This is a genomic window from Sagittula salina (assembly GCF_017813235.1).
In the GTDB taxonomy this organism is placed as follows: Bacteria; Pseudomonadota; Alphaproteobacteria; order Rhodobacterales; family Rhodobacteraceae; genus Sagittula; species Sagittula salina.
Genome location: NZ_JAGISH010000009.1, coordinates 60892 through 77776, shown reverse-complemented (window position 1 = coordinate 77776; position 16885 = coordinate 60892). Strand labels below are relative to the sequence as shown.

Sequence of the window (16885 nt, the reverse complement as noted above, 5' to 3'; positions counted from 1 at the left end):
GCATAGGCAGGATATGGGAACCCCGCGCAGAAAGCCCCGGATCGCACGCGCGTGCAACCCCATGCCGGGAGGCCCCCGCTGTGTGCGGCGCCTTCGCGTCAAGCGCCCTCTGGACCACCTCGGTCCTGCGGCCTATAAGGCCCGCATGATGACCCGTGCTTTCATCATTCGAATTACGTGCCCGGCGCTCTGACCTCAGACGCCGGGACCAGGCGCATGGACCAGCCGCGCCGCCGCTCTCCCCGACTTTCTCCATAAAGACGATCCGAAGGACGCCCCCGATGTGCGCCGACACCACCGACACGAACACGCCCGACTATAAAGCCACGCTTGCCCTGCCGGAAACGAATTTCCCCATGCGCGCGGGCCTGCCCAAGCGCGAACCCGACTGGCTGAAGCGCTGGCAGGAGATCGACGTCTACGGCAAGCTGCGCGCAAAGGCCGAAGGCAGCGACCGCCAGCCCTTCACGCTGCATGACGGCCCTCCTTATGCCAACGGCCACCTCCATATCGGCCACGCACTGAACAAGACGCTGAAGGATTTCATCGTCCGCAGCCAGCAGATGATGGGCCGCGACGCGCGATATGTCCCGGGCTGGGACTGCCACGGCCTGCCGATCGAATGGAAGATCGAGGAAAAGTACCGCGCCAAGGGACAGGACAAGGACGAAGTCGATGTCGTCGACTTCCGGCAGGAATGCCGCAAGTTCGCCGAGGGCTGGATCGACATCCAGCGCGAGGAGTTCAAGCGCCTCGGTATCACCGGCAACTGGGACGATCCCTACCTGACAATGGACTACCACGCCGAGCGGGTGATCGCCGAGGAATTCCAGAAGTTCCTGATGTCGGGCGTTCTGTACCAGGGATCGAAGCCGGTGATGTGGTCGCCGGTGGAGAAGACCGCCCTGGCAGAGGCCGAGGTCGAATACCACGACCGCCAGACCGACGCGATCTGGGTGAAGTTCCGCGTCGGCGGCATCGCGGGGTCGGACGCGCTGGTGGATCACATGATCGCCGAGGTGGGCGAAGACGCCTATCAGGCGGAGGTCCAGAGCCTGACCACCGACTGCCACGACGCCTATGTCGTCATCTGGACCACAACACCGTGGACAATTCCGCAGAACCGCGCCGTCTGCTTCAACCCGGAGATCAAGTACGGCGTCTACGAGATCCTCGACACGCCGGACGAATGCTGGGCGGTCAAGGAAGAGAAATACATCCTCGCCGACGATCTTGCAGCGGCGACCTTCCAACGCGCGCGGCTTGAACCGCACATGGTGCGCCGCCTGCGCGATGCGCCGCCGGTACTGCTGGAATGCATGACGCTGGCGCATCCCTTCGAGGGCGCGCCGGAGGCGGGCGGCGAGTGGAACTTCACGGTGCCGATGCTGCCGGGCGATCACGTCACTGCCGACGCTGGCACGGGCTTTGTTCACACAGCACCGTCGCACGGCGACGACGACTATGCCATCGGCGTAAAGCATGGCCTGACCATGACCTACAACATCATGGACGACTCGTCCTTCCGGCCCGACCTGCCGTTCTTCGGCGGGCTGCGCGTCTATGACGAAAAGGGCAAGCCGGGCAAGGCCAACAAGGCGGTGATCGAGAAGCTGGTCGAATTGCACGGCCTGCTCGCCCGCCAGCGGTTGACGATATCGGACGCGCACAGCTGGCGGTCGAAGGCGCCGGTGATCCGCCTGAACCGTCCGCAGTGGTTCGCCGCGATCGACCGCACCGTGGGCGACGGCCACGACACCTACGGCAAGACCATCCGCGAACGCGCCCTGACCTCCATCGACGAGCTGGTGACCTGGACCCCGCAGACCGGGCGCAACCGGCTGTACTCCATGATCGAGGCGCGCCCCGACTGGGTTCTGAGCCGCCAGCGTGCCTGGGGCGTGCCGCTGACCTGCTTCACCCGCAAGGGGGTGCAGCCGGACGAGGACGGCTATTTGCTGCAGGACGAGGCCGTGAATGCCCGCATCCTCGAAGCCTTCGAGGCGGAGGGCGCCGATGCCTGGTACAAGCACGGTGCGAAGGAGCGCTTCCTTGGCAACGACTACGATCCGGCGGAATGGGAGCAGGTCTTCGACGTGCTGGACGTGTGGTTCGACAGCGGCTCCACCCATGCCTTTGTGCTGCGCGACCGGGCAGACGGGTCGAAGGACGGCATCGCGGACCTCTATCTGGAGGGCACCGACCAGCACCGCGGCTGGTTCCACTCGTCGATGCTGCAGGCTTGTGGCACTCTTGGTCGCGCGCCCTACCGCGCCGTGGTCACGCACGGCTTCACGCTGGACGAGAAGGGCAACAAGATGTCCAAATCGGTCGGCAATACCGTGGCCCCCGAGGACGTGACCAAGCAGTACGGCGCCGACATCCTGCGGCTATGGGTGGCACAGTCGGACTACACCGCCGATCTGCGCATCGGCGCGGAGATCCTGAAGGGCGTAGCCGACAGCTACCGCCGGCTGCGCAACACAATGCGCTATCTGCTGGGTGCGGTCAGCCACTTCACCGAGGACCAGCGAGTCGCGACGGAGGACATGCCGGAGCTGGAGCAGTACATCCTGCACCGGGTGGCGGAACTCGATCGCGTGGTGCGCGACGGCTACACGAAGTACGACTTCCAGGGCGTGTTCCAGCAGGTGTTCAACTTCTGCACCATCGAACTGTCGGCCTTCTACTTCGACGTCCGCAAGGATGCGCTGTACTGCGACGGCGACACGGCCCGCCGCCGCGCCGCGCGCACGGTGATGGACGTTTTGTTCCACCGCCTGACCACATGGCTGGCGCCGATCCTCGTCTTCACCATGGAAGAAGTCTGGCTGGAACGCTTCCCGGGCGATGGATCCTCCATCCACCTACAGGACATCCCCGAAACGCCCGCCGATTGGCGCAACGACGCACTGGCGCAAAAGTGGCAGATGGTCCGCCGCGCCCGCCGCGCCGTGACCGCCGCGCTGGAGGTGCAGCGCACCGACAAGGTCATCGGCGCCTCACTGGAGGCGGCGCCGGTGGTGCATGTCTCCGACCCGGCGATGCTGGCGGAACTGCGATCGGTCGCCTTCGATGACGTCTGCATCACCTCCAACGTCACGCTGACGGACGCGCCCGCTCCCGACGACGCCTTCCGTGTGACGGATGTGCCGGAGGTCGCCGTGGTCTTTGCAAAGGCGACGGGCGAGAAGTGCCAGCGCTGTTGGAGAATCCTGCCGGACGTGGGCACGCACACGCATCCGGCCACCTGCGCCCGTTGCGACGAAGCACTGTCCTGATCGCCGTGCATGCCCCCCTCACAGGCCCCGCCCGACCCGGCGGGGCCTGTTCTTTTGCCGGGCCTCCGCGCAGGCAACCGTTGCCACTTGGCGTGCAACGCGGCAGGCTGCGGCCACGTATTCTTCAGATCGACGGAGCCCTCCATGCGCCGCCGCAGTCTCCTCCTGGGCCTTGGCGTCCTGCCCGCAGTCCTGACAGCCTCCTGCGCCACCGGTCCCGGAGGGCTGGTACTGGCACCCGACTCCACGCTGGCGGTCACGCGCCACGGTGATCGGGAAGGTGGGGAGGACTACCTTTCCACCGGCGGCAAGGCTCGCGCAGTTGCGCTGGTCGCGGCGACGAATGACCTTGGCCTGACGCGGATCTGCTCGCCCGGCATCGCCCGCAACCTCGCGACGGCCGCCCCATTGGCAAAGGCGCTGAACCTGCCGATCCAGCGCATCCCGCAGGAGGCGCCCACCGCCGCTCTGGTGCAACAGGCGGCCACGGGGCCGGTGATCTGGATCGGCAACAAGGGCAACATCCGCAAGATCTGGAGCGACCTCGGCCTCCAGGTCGAGGGCGGCCCGCTGGGCTACGGACAGTTGCACATCCTGCGCGCGGACGCAGCGGGCAAGGTGACGGTCGAACGCCGCACCTATGGGCCGGCATGAGTAAGCCGACTGATGGGCGCTCCAGATGACGACCGGATTGCCGCGATCCTCATGGATCTAGCCCGTGCCCGCGCGCCGCGCAGCATCTGCCCGTCGGAGGCCGCCCGCGCCCTGTCCCCGGATTGGCAACCGCTGATGCCGCGGGTCCGGCACGTCGCCGCAACGTTGCCACTGATTGCCACACAAAAGTGGAGGACAGTGGACCCACTGACCGCGCGGGGCCGATCCGGCTGACCCTGCGGGACGGATCGTAAGGCGCACTTCGCCCCGCCAGCCCGAGACCTTCCCGAACGCAAAAGGCGCACCCCAAGGATGCGCCTTATCTAATCAGATATTCTGGCCGGTCTTCAGCCACTCTTCCTGCCGGCCTCGGGCCGCCTCTGTGCGGTCAGGCCAGCCCGCGATCCCGCGCTATCATCGCGGCATGGGTGCGGTTGCGGGCCTCCAGCTTGCGCGACAATGTCTTCACATGAAGTTTCACCGTGACCTCCTGCAATTCCAGATCGCGGGCGATCTCCTTGTTGGACTTGCCCTCGCAGATGCCACGCAGCACTTCGAGTTCCCGCCGGGTCAACGAGCCGCCCTGCTCTTCTCCATGCTTTTGCATGAAATCGATTGGGGCGTAGATCTCCCCCGCCGCCATGAACCGCGCCGCCGTCAGCAGGGACCGCGCACTCAGCGTCTTCGGGATGAAGCCCTGCGCCCCGGATTTCAGCGCCGCGTCCGCGACGTCCCGCGTGGCGCTGCCCGAAAGGATCGCCACCGGCCGGCCATCGTTGGCCTCCCGCATGCGGCCGAGCCCCTCCAGCCCGTTCATCCCCGGCATGTTGTAGTCCAGCAGCACGAGGTCGAAGCTCCCGGACGAGTTCGCCGCGTGCACGGCATCGTCCAGCGTGGCGACGGTCTGCACCTCGTCGATATCGGCGCTGTCGAGGAAAGCCGCTATGGTTTCCCGCACGAGATCGTGATCGTCTGCCACCAGAATACGCATCACGCAGTCCCTTCTGCCTGCCTGGACGCACGCAGGCGCGTCCGGGCGAATTCCCCAAGCCCCCGTTCTATGCCGTTGCGCGACATATGAACGAGGAAGATTAAGACACCATCTACAACTCACCCTCACTTACCCGCAACACGACATAACGTCAGGTTGCGCGACGTCGCCCACTACAAAATAAAGTTGAAAAGCTGCTGCCGACAGGTGCGAAATCCACACTGCCTATACGAATGCGCACGCAGCGAAACCGTACCGATGGTAGCGGCACCACGCAAGTTCCGCTACGCTCATAAACGCCGTTTTACCCCGACGTAATTAACGGAGGTTAACAACATGGAAAAGCTCTTTATGAAGCTTTTCAGAACTTTCTTGGTCGTCGTGCTCTTCGGCAACGCCGCTGCCGCCGAAGGTCTCGCCGCGCCCAAGGGGGATATCCTCCTGACCGTGACCGGGGACATCGGACAGCACAACGCTGGCGAAGCGGCGCAATTCGACCGCGCGATGCTGATGAAGCTCGGCACGCGCGAGGTCGTCACCCACACGATCTGGACGGAGGGTCCGCAGTCCTTCGTCGGCGTGCCCCTGAAGACCTTTGCCATGGCTCTCGGTATCAAAGACGGCACGATTGCCGCGACAGCTGTCAACGACTACTCCGTGAATATTCCGTGGTCTGATGTGGAGGAGGATTTCGCCCTGCTCGCGCTCGACCGCAACGGCGAGCCGATGACAGTGCGGGACAAGGGTCCGATCTGGCTGATCTTCCCCTATGACGACGACCCGCGCTTCCGGCAGGAAACCTACCACGCGCGCTCGATCTGGCAGCTCCAGCGGATCGATATCAAGCGCTGAAGAAATAGCCGCGTTCATGTCCGAAAAAGGCCCGGATATCGCCGCGATACCGCCTGACCCAGCCCACGAAACCTGATAAGTCAAGGCACGGCGGGATCATGACAGGACGTGCGGAAGCCGCCATCGCAGCAAGACAGGACGCCCGTGGCGACACTTGGAACCGGACAGTCGGCGCAGCCACCCCGCGCCATCGAGTTCTCGCGCAACTCGCTGGTCCGGCGCGGGCTGGCGGTCTGCATCGTCGCCCTTCTGATCGGCGTGATCGTCGTTCTTGTGATCGAGGTACGCCACCAGCTCGAACAGCTCAACGCCTCGGCCGCCACCAACGTGCAATGGTCGCTGGGTCAGGCCGAAACCGAAGTCATGGCGCTGCAGATCGCCACGCAGACGGCAATTCTCGCACCCGACGAACCCGACCTGCTTAAGCACGTGCGGCTGCGGTTCGACGTGGTCTACAGCCGAATCGATACGCTGAACCGGGCCGACGTCCTGATCGAACTGCGGAAGTTGCCGGGGATGGAGGCGCGGCTGGCCCTGACGCAAGCCTTCCGGAGCGACTGGGTGCCGCTGATCGACGGCCCCGACGCGGCGCTGCGCCCTGCCCTGCCCCAGCTTTTCGATCAGGCTGAATTGGTGCGGCAGGCCGTGCGTGCGCTGGCGCTCGACGGGGTCTCCTTCTTTGCCCGCGCGGGCGACGTGCGCCGGATCGAAATTTCGCGCATCCTGTCTTCGATCGGGATGATGACGGTCGCGCTGGTTGGCATCCTGCTGATCCTGATGATTGCCGTGCTCCGTCTGGCCCGGCAGCGCGAACGCGAAGCCCGGTTGAACCACGAGACCCGCGAACGGCTGGAGACGATCGTTTCGACCTCGCTCGACGCGGTGGTGGTGATCGACCAGACCGATCGCGTGATCGAATGGAACGGCGCGGCGGAGCGCGTATTCGGCTACACCAACCGGGAGGCGGTCGGGGCAGAGATGTCCTCGCTCATCGTGCCCGAACATTTCCGTCCAATGCACCGGCAGGCCATGCAGCGGTATGCCCGCACCGGTGTCGGTCGTGTCGTCGGGCGCGGCATCGTCCAGCTCGAAGCACGGCACAAGGACGGTAGCATCTTTCCCGTCGACCTGTCGCTGGCCGAGGCGCAGGGACCGCGCGGCGAGATCTTTGTCGCCTTCATGCGCGACATCACCGACCGGGTCCGCGCCGAACAGGCGCTCAGGCGCGCCCGCGACCGTGCCGTGGCCGGGGAAAAGCAGAAGGCCGAACTGCTGGCGGTCATGAGCCACGAGATGCGCACCCCGCTGAACGGCATACTCGGCACGCTGGACCTGTGCGAGACCGAACAACTGGACGAGAAGAACCGCCGCCATCTGCGCATCATCCGCCAATCGGGCGAAGTGCTGCTGTCGCATGTCAACGACGTGCTCGACATCTCGCGGCTCGACGCGGGCAAGATGCCGCTGCGCAAGCGCCGGTTCGACCTTGTGGCACTGATGCGGGAGATCATCGACAGCCAGACGCCCCGCGCCAGCGCATTGGGGAACAAGCTGCACCTGCTGCCCCCCTCGCCCGAACTGCACAATGCATATTCGGACCCGGACCGGCTGCGGCAGATCCTGCTGAACCTCGTCTCCAACGCGATCAAGTTTACCCGGAACGGGCGCATCACGCTGGAAGCCGACGTTTCGGAAGGGCTGAACGCTGTCGAATTGCGCGTGACCGATACCGGCGACGGCATCGCGGCGCAGGATCTGGGTCGGATCTTCGACGACTTCGTGACCATCGATTCCAGCTACGGGCGGCGCAATACCGGCACGGGGCTCGGGCTTGGCATCTCGCAGCGACTGGCGGTGGCGCTGGGGGGAGAGCTGGGCGCCGAAAGTGAACCGGGCGACGGGTCGCTCTTCTGGGTCCGGCTGCCGATGGACCCGCCCGCCGACGCCCCCGTGGCGCGGATCCCGGCCAACGAACCGCAGGCGGCACCGCCGCGAGCGTTGGACGTGCTGCTGGTCGAGGACAATGCCATCAACCGCGAAGTCGCCCGCCAGATGCTTGAGCGCGACGGTCATCGCGTAACCATTACGGAGGACGGGCAGCAGGGGCTGGATGCGGCGGCGGTGCGGCGCTTTGACGTGATCCTGATGGACATCTCGATGCCCGGACTCGATGGCATGACGGCCGCGCGGATGATCCGCGCTGGCAAAGGACCGAACGTCCGCACCCCCATTGTCGCCACCACCGCCCATGCCCTGCCCGAGGAAGTGCGGGCGTTCCGGGCCGTCGGGATGGACCGCGTCCTGACAAAGCCGATCACCGTGGCCAGCCTTCGCCGGACCCTGACAGAGATGCTAGGGCGCGGGGGTGTTACGACGCCAGACCCAGAAGCCGCGTCGGGCGGGACGGATGCCTCCCAGGCGCTGGCGGAGACCGCGCCGCCCCGCATTGATGCGGCACATTTCCGGGAGGTCACGGAGGAGCTGGCCGACGACCACCTGCGCGCCATGCTGGCCAACTGCGCCAAAGAGATAGACCGGTTTCTCGACCACCTGCCAGAGGCGCTCGCGGCTCCCGACCCCACCTTCGGCTCGCTCTCGCAGGAGGCGCACAGGCTCGCCGGGTCCGCAGGGGTCTTTGGCGCGTTGCCCATGGCGGGCCTCCTGCGGCAGTTCCAGACAATGGCCCGTAGCGAGGATCTGGCGGCCCTGTGCACGCAGGGCCGGGAACTGGCGCGCTGCTGGGACGAGACCTGCGCCGAGTTGGCTCGGCGCGGCTACGCCGAGCAGGTCGACGCCAACGATTGAAACCCTCCAGCAAGGCCTTCGGATAACGAACGATAAGACCGGGCGAGGGTACCTCCTGTTCAGCGCATTTCCTCCCGGCAGGTGATCGGTTTGATATCCAGCAACGGCGTGCCGTCGAGACAATCGAGCCCGCGCACAAAAAGCCGCGTCCCCTCGACGCGCAGAAGCCGCACGACAGAGACGCCGATGGGGTTCGGCCGCAGCGGCGAACGCAGCGCAAAGGTGCCCATCATCGGCCCCTCCCCCTTGCGGCGCTGAACCAGCATGTCGCGCCGGGCCGCGTGTAGCCAGTAAAAGACCTGCAGGTGCCGGCGCTTGCCGATCTCGCGCAGCGCAGGTCCGTAGATTGGCGCGAGATTCAGGACACAATCGGGGCCGTTTTCCATGTCGCCCTGCCTCGGGCAGTCGCCGCGCGTAATGAAGGGCGTCTCGATCCGGCCGATGAAGCGCAGGCCCGCATCGCTGGCGGGCGGCAGGTCCGCCGCGATTTCGCCTTCGCGTGTTGCGTCGCCGTGATGGGGCATGGCTGCCTCCCTTCCTGTACCTGCGCTTTGGCTACAGCAAAACGCGTGGTTCCGCCTGCCCCTGCACGCCGTCAAGATCCACGCAGAAGGTACGGCCCGCTTCCGCCTCCTCCGGCTTTCCCTCGGCTGCGGAGGTGACGAAAAGACGCCGCCGCTCTGCCCCGCCGAAGGCCGGGCAGGTCACCTGGGTTGCGGGCAGATCCACCGTCCGCAAAAGCGCCCCGTCAGTGCCATAGCACGCCACCCGCCCCGCGCCCCATTGCGCTGTCCAGAATCGCCCTTCGGTATCCACCACGGCACCGTCGGGATTGAGCCCATCCTCTGCCAGGTCCAGGAAAACCTCCGGCGCGCCCAGGGGCCAGCCCTCGGCATCCAGCGCCACGCGCCAGACCATCCCCAGGTCGGTATCCGCGTAATGCGCCGTGCGGCCGTCCGGGCTGAAACAGATGGCGTTCGGGATACCCACGCCGGGGACCAACCGCCGCAGTTCGCCCTTGTACAATCGGTAGATCGCCCCCTTACCGGGCGCGCAGCCGTAATCCATCGTACCGATCCAGAAGCCGCCCATCGGATCTGCCCTGCCATCGTTCGACCGATTGCCGGGCAGGTCGGCCTCCAGCGCCACCAGGCGTTCCTCCGTCCCCGTCGCGAGGTCGAAGAGAAACAGATCCACCTCCGAGGCTATCAGCAACCGCCCCGCGTCCACCCAGGCGCAGGCCGATATGGCCCGGTCGAAATCCCACGCGTGCTGCGCCGTTCCGTCGTGCTCATACAACCTGTGCCCGAGAATGTCGCACCAGAAGAAGCTTTGCCGCTCCGGGTGCCAGAAGGCGCCTTCTCCGAGGGTACATTTCGTGTCGGACAGGGTAATGACGGGGCTGGTCGTCAGAGTGGTCATGGGGCCTCGCAACAGGATTTTGCGCTACCCTGCCACCCTTCTGGCCCGGTCGTCCACCGCCAAGCCCGCCAGCTCTTCCCCTCCAGCGCCACGGCACACCGAAGGGGGGGGCTGGTATCGCGGAGAATTTTCCGCTCTAACCCCTGCCAAAGCCCCGGCGCGGGATACCCCTGTGCCCGACTGACGATCAGGAGAGTCCCTTGACCTGTGTCTTCATCCAGATCCGCTGCAAGCCCGGCACCGCCTATCGAGTGGCGGGCGAAATCGCCCTACGCGAGATTCACTCGGAACTCTACTCTACCAGCGGAGAGTATGACCTGCTTATGAAGATGTACATTCCCGAGGACGCGGACACCGGCAAGTACATCAACGACAACTTGCTGGATATCGACGGGCTGGAACGGACGCTGACCACCCTGACCTTCCGCGCCTTCTGAAGCGGTTCGCCCCGCCAGCTCCCGTCCGCGCAGTCGCGGGCGTGACAAGCCATGCCGGCAAACTCGGGGCGCAGTCCTTCCGGTTCCGGCGATCGCACCGGAGTCCGTATCCGGTGAAAAAGACCGAAAGCCGGACCTGTGCGCCGAGGTGCGGTTCGATCTCCGCGCCGCAGCGCGCCAATACAGATGATCCGCAGCGCGGGCAGAGTACCGGCCCGAGAAGCCTTGGATCTCCCCGGACACTCTAACGGCATCTTCGCCAGGAATCGCGGCCCCGTAGAACAGCGCGCCCTGATGCTGGCGGCAAGGCAGGAGCACACCCCCACCCGGTCCGGCACCACGGCCAGGCCATATCGCCCCCCGCCCGAGATCTTGGCAGCGGTCATGCTTCGGCCCGATGTCGACCGTTTGGAACAACTTTGGCGGCATCAGCGTCCGTTGGGCCGTGGAGCTGATGGCGGCAAAGGCCGGCTCCAGCAGGTGGGCACGTCGCTCAGCCCGGGTGGGCCGTCGTCACCAGCGGCTGCGGCCGCGTACCCGCCGGGGAATTGTGCGCAACACCTGTGAATTGGTGAGAATTATCGCCATGGGGATGCCGACGTTCACCCCGACCTTCGTGTTGCCCGAGCTGTGCAGCCCCACCACCTTCCGCGCGGGACTGTCGACGATCGGCGGTTCCCGGTAACGGGCGGATTGTAAGCGGGGCCCCTTTCGCGCCACACATGCCGAGACTGACCCTGCGGGGACTGGCCCTGCGGGGACTGGCCCTGCGGGTGGCCCAACGGATTGCCACGGGCTATGCATGGGAGCCTCTTTCGCATCCTCTAATGAGTTCCCGGCAACGCGGCGGGTGCTCATCCGCCGTATCCACATCGGGAGGACCGACAGCCAGTACATCGGTCCCCTCGCTTTGCCGAGAGGTCGCCGGCCGGTGCCAAGGACGGCACCCTATGCCTGTTTCCGCTCTGGCACCCTACACGCAGCGTGGAATCCCGGATGGGGTCAACACCCCAACGCTTCGGTGGCGTATCCCAACCTGAACCAAGCGAAAGCGCCCGCTCCCGGCGTTGTCATACGTCTGTGTAGGGTGACACATCTTTCTACAGTGATGTCGGAAGAGATCCGAAGAGGTCGGAGGTTCACGGAAGAGCAATGAAAAAAGGGCCTTGCGCGAATCTTGTCGCCGAATCCCGTCAGGCTGCGATTTTTGCAGGGGAAGGCGAAACAGGTAAGAACGCGCCTGTGAGAGCGGTTCTGAGGCAGCTCCGCAGACAAGACGGGGCACACGTCAAAAACCCTTTCAAATATAGTTGAAACCGGCATTCACGAGCACTGGAAGAGATGAGAAATCGTGGTTCGTGGGCCGCGGAACCGCGAAAGGGTGGACGGAGAATGTCAGCCGTTTCGGAGATACCAGAAAATTGCAATGCAATCAAAATGATGATCTATCCGTGCGGAAACGTTCGCCCTCGCATACTGCGAAACGGTTTTCGCGGGACGAGCTTGCCCCGGAACAGAAATGGTGCCGCTCGCACCCATACTCTTGCTGCAAATGTTGCCTGAAGCAACCTTGATACGCGCCTGCATCCCGGGCCGGAGGAGACAGCGGGAGACATCGGTGCAGCAAGGGATGATCTAGTCCCGGGGGATTACCCTTACACCAGTTCTTTGTGTATCGTACCGACCACCCTGAACGGATTATCGCGAGCAGTGATCTCGCGCGCCCCGATGCCGCGCGAAATAGACACGAGCGATGTTGCTCCGCCCAGAACCCCACCTACTATCGGCAAGCCCGTCGCGACAATGCCGGCCGCCTCCCAAGCAGCAACCCTTTTGACGGCGCTTTCAAAACTGTCGAGTGACAACGAAAAGCTCAAATCGCCCAAGCGGAAGCGTCGCTTGCTCTCTTTCGCGACCTTGATCATGTCGCAGCACTGCCGATCCACCACGCGCAGCAGTCGAGCCAGCTCGAAGTCGCCGTCCTTGGCACTGGCTACTTGCGAGAAAAACTTGTCTAATTCATGCGTCAACCCGATGATTTCTGACTGCCGTTTCTCCTTAAATTCCAGCAGATCTTGCAGCGGGTAACCGGGGTCGGGCAGCGGGATCGCACGCGAAAGTTTCACTAGCTGCCCCCGCCCCTTGACGAATTTTTCGTTCTCCATGACAAGAGACCCCTCACCCTGGGCCATAGTCCACTGCCCGGGCTCAGCTCGTTCCAGATCCAAGAATTCCTCGACATGCTGTTGAACAAACAAGCCAACCTGCCGGCTTTCAACAGTGATATCTGAAGCCGATACGAGCCGGGTGAGAGACAGTGCCCCACCCAGGCCCGCTTCTTGGTTATACCTAGTTGGTCTCGGACGGGTGAGCAGTCCCTCGGCCTTCAGGAACTCTTCATCGATATTGGAGCCCGTGGATATGATAGCACTGTCCGGCCAAACGAGCCTGTCCCAAAAGAGCGCAGAACGACGTAGCTCCCCAGGATCAATACTTGAGGACTGCAACACAACTTTCTTTCCGTCATAGACCATGGGAGGACTCAGCAGGATACCTCGTCCGTATTTGGGCTTCTTGCCATAATATGGATCTATAGCTTTTCTGTGCTTCGCCTCGCCCATGCCAACATCCTCTAGATGGATATCGCCCGTTATGACTGATCGCCCGCCAAGGGTTCCAATCTATTCCACCCTAATGCCGAGTACATCGGCGTGGCGCTAGATTCGCAAGCAGGCGAAGAACACGTCGAACCCATTTTGGCACAGCGGAAGGCCACATGGGTATACCATTTTTGCTCCAGCGGCTCCAATTACGAGCCTCTTTACTTGAGAGCCTCCTGCCTTGAATGCTCGGCGAGAACAGCCGGCAGAACAGTGTTTAGCCCGGCATCGAGGTGTCAAGCCGCGCACCAATGTCGGTCCGGATTGGGGGAAAAACTCATCCGGAGAACGCAGATGCGACCGTCACGCTGGCTCAAGATCGGCCCGGACCGGCAAACCTTCAAGCCGGCACGCCTGAAAACTCTTTCGAACACTGGGTTCATTAGGCCCAGAAGGGTGTGGCCGCCCCTTTCGGCGGCATACTCCATTCCGGCCCGAATCAGATCAACCAGGAGGGCATTTCGCCCTACTGCCGGCACGCGAGGCGAAAGCGCCAGGCGCGAGGCCTCCCAAGCGTACGCACTCGCAATCACCTCGTCCAGCAACCCAGACGGCAGGTTCGGAATACGCCCTAAGTGCGCATCCAGGATCATGTAAGTGGTACCACCCTGCCGGTTGTCGGTCCGTAGCATCCGCATACATCCGAGCACTTCTCCATCCATGATTGCGGCCAAGTGAACTGCAGCCGGAGTATCGTACTCGTCGTATTCGACCCCCTGCCGTTCGTAGAGGTTCCAGCCGAGTGCCGAGATGAATACCTGGCGGCGAAGACGCAGGCATTGCCAGTAGAGTTCATGATCAAGCCCTGGATCCGCCAGGTCGATGACCACGACCGGTGTGGAGCGTCCTGTCATTGCCCATGCTCCGAGCGAGCTTCCGCCACGAGCCCACCCCATTTGTTCCAGGTGTAGAGTTGAAGGACAGACCGCCAGACCGTCATGCCCATCGCATTACAGATCGCCCGTTTGCGCTGTGCGATTGTCGATAGGCTTACGCCAAGTTCCGCGGCGATGACTTTCTCTGGATGACCTTCTTCAGCGAGGTCTAGGAGGTCGATCTGGATGTCGGAAAGTCTCTGAAGGCCTTGGGCCAGGTCGCGGCGGTGATCCATCTGCACGCTACCCAGGAGGCGGGGCAGAACGCGTTCATCAAGATCAAGGTTCACGCCGCCAAAGAGGCGGGTTGATCCGCCAAAATGGCTCACCGCTGCAACGTTGCTTTCCGCGCCGAAGGCGCGCGCCTCTTCGTAGAGCGGCGTCTTTCTCACTTTCTCCGGCAGTATGGTTATTCGCGACCCGGCCGCTCCATGCAGGCCGAAGCTGATGACCGGGTCGGCCAAGTAAAACTTTCCGGCGAAGTAGCGATCCTGCCATCCGGCGGAAAATGTAGAGACGGCATGGCCTTGGGTCAGACCGTCAGTCGAGAACGTAACGTGTCCAAAGCTGGACATTTCATCTTGTACGATAGGTGAAACCATGGTCTGTATCCTCTCCACAGGGTGAATAGTGTAGTTAGACCATGGAAAATGTACTTGGGCAATGATTTTGGCACCACAGGAGTGGAAAAGCTCCGCGAGGCTATTCGAAGCCATCTCGAAAACCTGTCACCGGAGGCACTGGCAGGCGCCTCGTCTATTTTGGAGGGGTTTATTCGCATGCCGTCCGAGGAAGCTTTCAAGCGCCCTCAATCGGTGGCCAAGTCCCGCCCCGACGTGAGGGGCAGAAAAGGCCTCTCGCCCCAGCTCACGGTCAGGGTCGGGCAAGGCCCTTGGCTTAGAGACTGGAAAACGTAGGCGATCAGCTGAACGCCCGACCTCTCGGATCGCCTATGCGAAAGAGGGCTGGTCAGAACGATTATTCGCGTTTGGTCTTAGGGAATTCGGTACGCAGTACCTCCAACAGCAACCCTAGCCGTTCCTCTGGAACCTGATCGATCAAGCGCCGGATCTCGACCCTAGGATCAGCCAGAGGGTTGTCCGTATCCAGGTCGCTCACTTCTGTCAGGTCGATCAATGGCAGAATTTTCGCAAGCGTCTTTTCTGAGAGAAATCCCTTCGACCCATTCGTGAATTGGCTGACAGTGTTGGGGGCCAAGCCGGCATCACGCGCAAGCCGCGTCGGGTTGGTACCCGCGGCAGCCATCATGATGCGCAGGTTTCTCCGACGCCTCTCCCAGTCGATCTCTGTCACGTCCTTCTGCTCCAATTCAGAAATCATCCGTTGAGCGTGTTTTTCACATTTTCGCAACGCAAGCCATATGCAGTTTTGTGCAATCCGGCGCGAAATGTGTAGTTCAGGGATTGAAAAACTACTTACAAGGTGATTTTATGCCTGCAGAGATGTGGAGCAGGCATAATGACGGACAAAAACAGACAGGATGGAAGGCTCTTCGATGGAGAGGCCTTCGTGCGGTGGGTGCTCTTGGCGCTCGCCGAATTGCGCTCGGCCAAGGCGGAGAAGTGCCGCCCTAGCCATTTTCTGAACGAAGACGGGGTTCGCAGTTCTGCCAACCGGGTCGGTCGCATGATCAAGAACCCCGATGCGGTGACGCTGGCAAAGGCGGGCCGCCTGGAAGCGGAGATCCGCGAAGAGGCGAGCCGCGTCGGAGTTTCGCTCCCCGACCGCCTGACACGGAAGGACGCCGCGTGATGCTCACGTTTTTCGCATGGATTGCCATCTGGCTCGGACTGCTTCTTGCGGTCATGGTCATGCTCTGGACCTCCCTATGCCTTGGCTGCGCTCTGAGCTGGATGAGGGACGACCTGGTCGCCCCTGCCTTCGACTTCGGGGGGCGGGGCTGATGAACACGATGATCGTGATCGGGGTGGCCATCGTCCTACTGATCGAGCTGCTGATCCTCACACTTCTGGTTATCCATGTTCTGCGCGCCCTTTTGGACGCCGGGTACAGGGGGGCGGGCAAGTGAGCCACGAAGCCATGACCCTCCGCGCACATGCGTTGGCGATGGAGCTCACTGACATCGAGCGTGTCGCGCTCGGTGCCGCGCTGATCCAGACGGTGCTGCGCACGGACCGTGCGGCGCACGTCCTGATGGCGGCCCGGCATGTCCGCGAGCACGGTGAAGCGCTCCAGAACTCTGACATCAGCGGCGTCGCCTGCCTGGACACGCCGCTTCTGCAACTCGAGACATCGGACGGGTCGGACACGGGCCAGCCCACTCGCGGAGCCATCGAGCAGAACGGCCCGTCCGATATCCCCGGCGAAGTGACGCCGGGGGACCCAGGCCGCTCCTTCTCCTCCTCCCTGGGAGCGGCCTGGGCCAGGTTCATCGCCGCCGAGGCGCGGTTCTCTGACAGCTGGGGCGGCGATTTCGTGTCAGCCGTCTGCGCCGCCCTCATCGCGATATTCCTCCTGGTTGGATGGCCGCTCTTCGTACCGGAGGGCTGGCAATGATCCTTCGCAACGAGGTGACCCATGGCTGATTACGTCATCCTCTCGTCGAATGGCGGCTATGTGGTCAAGGATCGGGCCACCGGTAAAAACATCGGCGAGCCCCACGGTTCCGTTGCGGAGGCGGCTGCTGCGCGGCGTGAACTCCGGCGTCGTGCTGCAAGCAGTCCGCGTCCGTGCATCACATGCGAAAAGGCATTCCTGTCTGAGGGGCCGCACCATCGCATGTGTGCGTCGTGCCGAACACTCAGCGCCGATGCGCCCTTTGAGATCGGTCACCGCCGCGCCCGGATCGGGGTGCGGTCATGAACGCAGCAAGCGCCATCCGGAGCGCTCGCCTAAAGCGGGTGCTGACCGTGCTGTCCGATGGGCG

At 63.4% G+C, this 16885-nt stretch carries 18 protein-coding genes; 11 read left to right on the top strand and 7 right to left on the bottom strand.

Translation table 11 applies throughout. The features are described 5' to 3' along the window. The first annotated feature begins 281 nt into the window (after positions 1-281). The 3 genes from ileS to J5474_RS16010 all read left to right on the top strand — a co-directional run bounded on the left by ileS (position 282) and on the right by J5474_RS16010 (position 4169). Positions 282-3281, top strand: a complete 3000-nt coding sequence (ileS, locus tag J5474_RS16020) for an isoleucine--tRNA ligase (RefSeq protein ID WP_209361936.1) — start codon at positions 282-284, stop codon at positions 3279-3281. A 144-nt stretch (positions 3282-3425) separates the two neighbouring features. Next, positions 3426-3935 (top strand): histidine phosphatase family protein, encoded by a 510-nt coding sequence (locus tag J5474_RS16015; RefSeq protein ID WP_209361935.1) that lies wholly within the window; start codon positions 3426-3428, stop codon positions 3933-3935. A 12-nt stretch (positions 3936-3947) separates the two neighbouring features. Continuing rightward, positions 3948-4169, top strand: coding sequence for a DUF3253 domain-containing protein (locus J5474_RS16010; protein WP_209361934.1), 222 nt, complete (start codon positions 3948-3950; stop codon positions 4167-4169). A gap of 154 nt (positions 4170-4323) precedes the next feature. On the opposite strand, the gene J5474_RS16005 is transcribed toward J5474_RS16010, so the two are convergent. Beyond that, entirely contained in the window at positions 4324-4926 is a 603-nt protein-coding gene (locus tag J5474_RS16005; protein ID WP_209362109.1) for a response regulator, read from the bottom strand. A gap of 336 nt (positions 4927-5262) precedes the next feature. Between J5474_RS16005 and J5474_RS16000 the strand changes: the two genes are divergently transcribed. Both J5474_RS16000 and J5474_RS15995 read left to right on the top strand, forming a co-directional pair. Beyond that, positions 5263-5778, top strand: coding sequence for a putative pterin-binding protein (locus J5474_RS16000; protein ID WP_245216514.1), 516 nt, complete (start codon positions 5263-5265; stop codon positions 5776-5778). 144 nt (positions 5779-5922) lie between these two features. Further along, positions 5923-8583, top strand: coding sequence for a hybrid sensor histidine kinase/response regulator (locus J5474_RS15995; protein WP_209361933.1), 2661 nt, complete (start codon positions 5923-5925; stop codon positions 8581-8583). Between the two features lie 59 nt (positions 8584-8642). On the opposite strand, the gene tsaA is transcribed toward J5474_RS15995, so the two are convergent. Together tsaA and J5474_RS15985 are read right to left on the bottom strand one after the other, a co-directional pair. Continuing rightward, positions 8643-9107 (bottom strand): tRNA (N6-threonylcarbamoyladenosine(37)-N6)-methyltransferase TrmO, encoded by a 465-nt coding sequence (tsaA, locus tag J5474_RS15990; protein ID WP_209361932.1) that lies wholly within the window; start codon positions 9105-9107, stop codon positions 8643-8645. Between the two features lie 31 nt (positions 9108-9138). After that, entirely contained in the window at positions 9139-10005 is an 867-nt protein-coding gene (locus J5474_RS15985; RefSeq protein WP_209361931.1) for an SMP-30/gluconolactonase/LRE family protein, read from the bottom strand. A gap of 200 nt (positions 10006-10205) precedes the next feature. Here J5474_RS15985 and J5474_RS15980 point away from each other — a divergent pair, with 200 nt between their 5' ends. Further along, a complete protein-coding gene (locus tag J5474_RS15980) occupies positions 10206-10442 on the top strand; it encodes an Lrp/AsnC ligand binding domain-containing protein (protein ID WP_209361930.1) in 237 nt (78 codons plus the stop codon). Between the two features lie 1655 nt (positions 10443-12097). Here J5474_RS15980 and J5474_RS15975 read toward each other — a convergent pair. From J5474_RS15975 to J5474_RS15960, 4 genes are all read right to left on the bottom strand, one after another. Continuing rightward, entirely contained in the window at positions 12098-13063 is a 966-nt protein-coding gene (locus J5474_RS15975) for a DUF6236 family protein (RefSeq protein ID WP_209361929.1), read from the bottom strand. Between the two features lie 275 nt (positions 13064-13338). Continuing rightward, positions 13339-13956, bottom strand: coding sequence for an acyl-homoserine-lactone synthase (locus tag J5474_RS15970; RefSeq protein WP_209361928.1), 618 nt, complete (start codon positions 13954-13956; stop codon positions 13339-13341). Next, positions 13953-14579 (bottom strand): autoinducer binding domain-containing protein, encoded by a 627-nt coding sequence (locus J5474_RS15965; RefSeq protein WP_209361927.1) that lies wholly within the window; start codon positions 14577-14579, stop codon positions 13953-13955. Before J5474_RS15965 ends, J5474_RS15970 begins: the two co-directional genes overlap by 4 nt. 376 nt (positions 14580-14955) lie before the next feature. Continuing rightward, positions 14956-15291: a helix-turn-helix domain-containing protein gene (locus J5474_RS15960; protein WP_209361926.1), complete on the bottom strand. Its 336-nt coding sequence runs from the start codon at positions 15289-15291 to the stop codon at positions 14956-14958. Positions 15292-15456: 165 nt separating this feature from the next. Here J5474_RS15960 and J5474_RS15955 point away from each other — a divergent pair, with 165 nt between their 5' ends. From J5474_RS15955 to J5474_RS15940, 5 genes are read left to right on the top strand one after another with little or no spacing between them, the layout of a single operon-like run. Continuing rightward, positions 15457-15750 (top strand): hypothetical protein, encoded by a 294-nt coding sequence (locus tag J5474_RS15955; RefSeq protein WP_209361925.1) that lies wholly within the window; start codon positions 15457-15459, stop codon positions 15748-15750. Next, a complete protein-coding gene (locus tag J5474_RS15950) occupies positions 15750-15902 on the top strand; it encodes a hypothetical protein (RefSeq protein WP_209361924.1) in 153 nt (50 codons plus the stop codon). Before J5474_RS15955 ends, J5474_RS15950 begins: the two co-directional genes overlap by 1 nt. Next, the gene (locus J5474_RS23005; protein WP_280842521.1) at positions 15902-16027 is read left to right on the top strand and encodes a hypothetical protein; all 126 of its coding nucleotides are present in this window, start codon (positions 15902-15904) and stop codon (positions 16025-16027) included. Before J5474_RS15950 ends, J5474_RS23005 begins: the two co-directional genes overlap by 1 nt. Positions 16028-16038: 11 nt before the next feature. Then, positions 16039-16515 (top strand): hypothetical protein, encoded by a 477-nt coding sequence (locus J5474_RS15945; protein WP_209361923.1) that lies wholly within the window; start codon positions 16039-16041, stop codon positions 16513-16515. A gap of 21 nt (positions 16516-16536) precedes the next feature. After that, positions 16537-16821 carry a hypothetical protein gene (locus J5474_RS15940; RefSeq protein ID WP_209361922.1) on the top strand — a complete coding sequence of 95 codons (285 nt, stop codon included), beginning with the start codon at positions 16537-16539 and terminating at the stop codon, positions 16819-16821. Positions 16822-16885 lie beyond the last annotated feature (64 nt).